This window comes from Candidatus Protochlamydia sp. R18 (genome assembly GCF_000648255.1).
Classification (GTDB): domain Bacteria; phylum Chlamydiota; class Chlamydiia; order Chlamydiales; family Parachlamydiaceae; genus Protochlamydia; species Protochlamydia amoebophila.
The window spans coordinates 1-3458 of sequence record NZ_BASL01000605.1 but is presented as its reverse complement, the minus strand read 5'-3'; the positions used below and the strand labels follow the sequence as shown (position 1 = coordinate 3458).

Genomic DNA, 3458 nt, shown 5'->3' with positions numbered 1-3458 from the left:
AAATTAAATAATAATATTACATAATTAATTATATGATTAATTGTAATAATATTATTAGTAAGGAGTAATTATGAATTCTGCTGACTTCTACGATCCCTCTTCAGTTGCCAGCACACCTTCCCCAATTGAGGGAATTCAAGAATCTTCAAAACAAATAAAGAAATCAACTGAAAAAAATATTGAGGAAGCTACCAGTAAATTAATGCAGCAGCCCACAGAAGAGGGAACGAAATTAACGCCTCTTGCAAAGCAAACGACTAGATTTTCTAAAGGAAGATTTTTGTGTTCTTATAGTAAAAAACCTGATTTAAGAGCTTCAAGTATAGAAAAAAGCACTTTACAAAGTAGAATTCGAATTGAATTAAATAAAAAAATTGAAAAAAAATTTAATAGAAAAACTGTAAAATCATGGATAAGTGTATATCCTCAAAGTGCATCGGAAATGATAGTTAAATTACCCCATGAAGGTTTGAGTGAATCAATTAGCATTCAACATAATGATATTTTACGCGAGCAAAGTCAAACATATCAAGAAATAAAAGCCCAGCTAGATGAAAAAAAAATGCAATTGAATATGTTGCATCAGCGCTTAAATAATATTAATAAAAAATCTTATAATGATAAATTAAAAGAACTAGAAAGTTTAAAACGGTTAAATTTAGATACAGAAGCTATTAATAATTTTTTAACAATATTTGAACAGTTTGCAGAAAAATGTCAAAAAATTGACTTGGAAAAATTAACATCTGGGGAAATCGACTTACTAAAAAAAGAACATGAGAAATGGAAAAAAGATTGTAAGAATTTTGAAAAAACACATAAAGGTATTATACAAAAAGTAAACAAATGTTTACCAAAAGGGAAGAAATTTAAATTTAAAGATAAAGATTTAATAAAAACTATGGGGGTTGTATTAGACAGCATTGACCATATCCTTTGTGGAAGGGAAGCAAATAAATTAAATGAATTCATAGATAATTTCAAAGAAAGTAAAAAATCAATTGAACAAGATTTATTACCTTATACTAATCAATTGAATCAAGTCAAAAAGGAAGTTGATGAAACTTGCCCTTCCTACATAAAATCGTTTCTGGAAATTAAAAAAGGAAACCCAGAACAATACATTCAGTTTATGGACGAGATTGAATCAACTTTTCGTCAGCACAGTGATCCTGCCGATCCTGTCGTTCATATAGATATTTGGCAAACGCTATTGGAGGTTTTTAATTTTATTCAAACGCACGAGCTATTTACGTTAACTGAAAAAATCAAAGAAGAGTTAAGTAAAAAAAAGGACGAAGCGAATGTTACTGAGCAGGATTATGACCCTTTAGACAATTACATTGAGAGTTATTTAAAACCCCTTTTGGTATTGCCAGCAGATTTAACGATAAGCGAAGTACCTGCATTTGAGGAAAAATTTAAAACTTTACTCGCGTTACTTCCTGATTCTAATAATACCATGACTGTCCAACAGGTTAAAACAAAACTTACTTTATTTAATCAAGCCAAAGAAGATTTAGGTAACTCTTTTAGAGTTTATCGAAATCTTTTAAATGAAAACATAGCTCAAGCTAAAAAAGCACTGGATCAAGGAACAAGAATTAAAAAAGAGATTGATGAATTATCACAGCAGCTAAAAGAATTAAAAGAAAAAAAGACTGTTATTTTGGATGATTTTTTTAGCGAAATTATAAAAAATGAAGATGAAAAAATCTCAGAGTTATTACAAAAGGGTATTCAGCAAACTCAAGATTTCGTAGATATTTTTTTAGGCCATTACCTTGTTCATTCTCAAGAACGCTTTCCTAAACTTTTAGAAAACCATCGAGACTTTGCTCTTAGAGTCTTTGACATGTTCGAGCTATTAAAATATCATTTATCTGAGGAGCAATTAGATAAAATCAAATTAATTTTAAATGAATTTTTAACGTATCATATTACAAATCAAACAGGTGAGATTGAAGAAAGTTTAGAAACATCGCTTGACCAGAGTAAAAAAAGTTTGGAAAAGGTTATTAAACCTGCCAAACCTTTATATAGAAAAGTTCAAGCTGCACATGAATCGGGTGATGCCTTTTCAATAGAATGCCAACGCGTTAGTAAACAAGTTGAAGTACTTTTACCTTGGTTATTTGGAAAAGGATTTGTTGCTTCACCTCAGGCCGCGCATTTAGTCCCTTTTCCTGGAGTAGTCTCTTGGGATGCTAATTATCTGTCCACATTTTTTAGTGACAAGCTTGGATTAGGGTTAAGTCAAGAAAAAATGGATCGATTAGACTTATTTAATCGAAATGTGGAACCTTTTTTAAGTACCGTCCAAGTAGATGGAAAAGTTCCTCAGGAATTGGTCAAAGAAAAACTACAAGCTAGGTTTACTGTTATTGGAGAGCAATATGAGACCTTTTATTCCATTTTTAATGCTCTGATTTTTTTAAGTCATCTCTCTTCTTTAGAAATGTCAGAAACTAGGCATTTACCAGAGTTTTTTAATCAGACAATGGATAAATTTTCGGAAACTGCTATAAATAATGAGAAAGGTGGCGCTAGAGGGTATAAGGTTCTATTGGGAGAGGCTCTCATTGATCTTATTGTTTCCCCAGATGAAACGTTATTTAATTTAAAAACGGGCTTGAGTGAAAAACATGTAGAATATTTAAAAGCCACTATTAACACTGTTTCTGATCGACTAGAGCAATTGGCTTTCAAAAAAACGCAAAGTGGAAAATTAGCACCGTTAGAGCTTGTAGAGTGCCATGCCCTGCAGAGTATTTATTTAGGAATAGAAAATTTATGCGAAAACCAAAATTTACCCGCTTTTATTCTAGAAAATAAATTACATATTATTAAAAGTATTGAAGTTATTCTAAGTAATTAGATTCAATAGGCGGCGGGCTTACCCGCCTATTTTAATGTTTGATTTGCATTCTTCTTTTCACCTCATGAAAAAAGAATTCTATTTGAATTTTAGATGTATCCAACCTAATAGGTATGGCGTAGCAAGTTGTACTTGAGAAACAAAAAATTTATTTATGTCGTATGACACAAGTTCCAAAAACTTTGCACATCAATAATCACTAAACAACTAAATCTATCATCTGTATATTTATTCCTATTTTTAAATTTTTTATTTTATTATTAATTAAATAATTTTTAATCAATTTAATTATCATTAAATAATATACAATTAATTTAAAATAAAATATGTAAATATTAATTAAAGGGAAGGAATAGAAAATAAATATATCCAAATCAAATATAATTTGAAAAAATTTATTCTTTAAACTAAATAAAAACAGCATGAATTGAACAAAGTTAGTAAATAGATATTTTTAATTAAACAATTTTTAATGAATGGCTGAACAAATTATTAAAATAAAAAATTTGATTATTTTCTTATAATTAATGTAAGTTGCAAATAACTAAGTTGAAATAAAATTTAGATGTAAATAAAAAGG

General features: G+C 29.0%; 1 protein-coding gene. It reads left to right on the top strand.

The window, feature by feature from the left end; all coding sequences use genetic code 11:
* Positions 1-70 precede the first annotated feature (70 nt).
* A complete protein-coding gene (locus tag TY19_RS00815) occupies positions 71-2878 on the top strand; it encodes a hypothetical protein (RefSeq protein ID WP_042279138.1) in 2808 nt (935 codons plus the stop codon).
* The last annotated feature ends 580 nt before the right edge of the window (positions 2879-3458 follow it).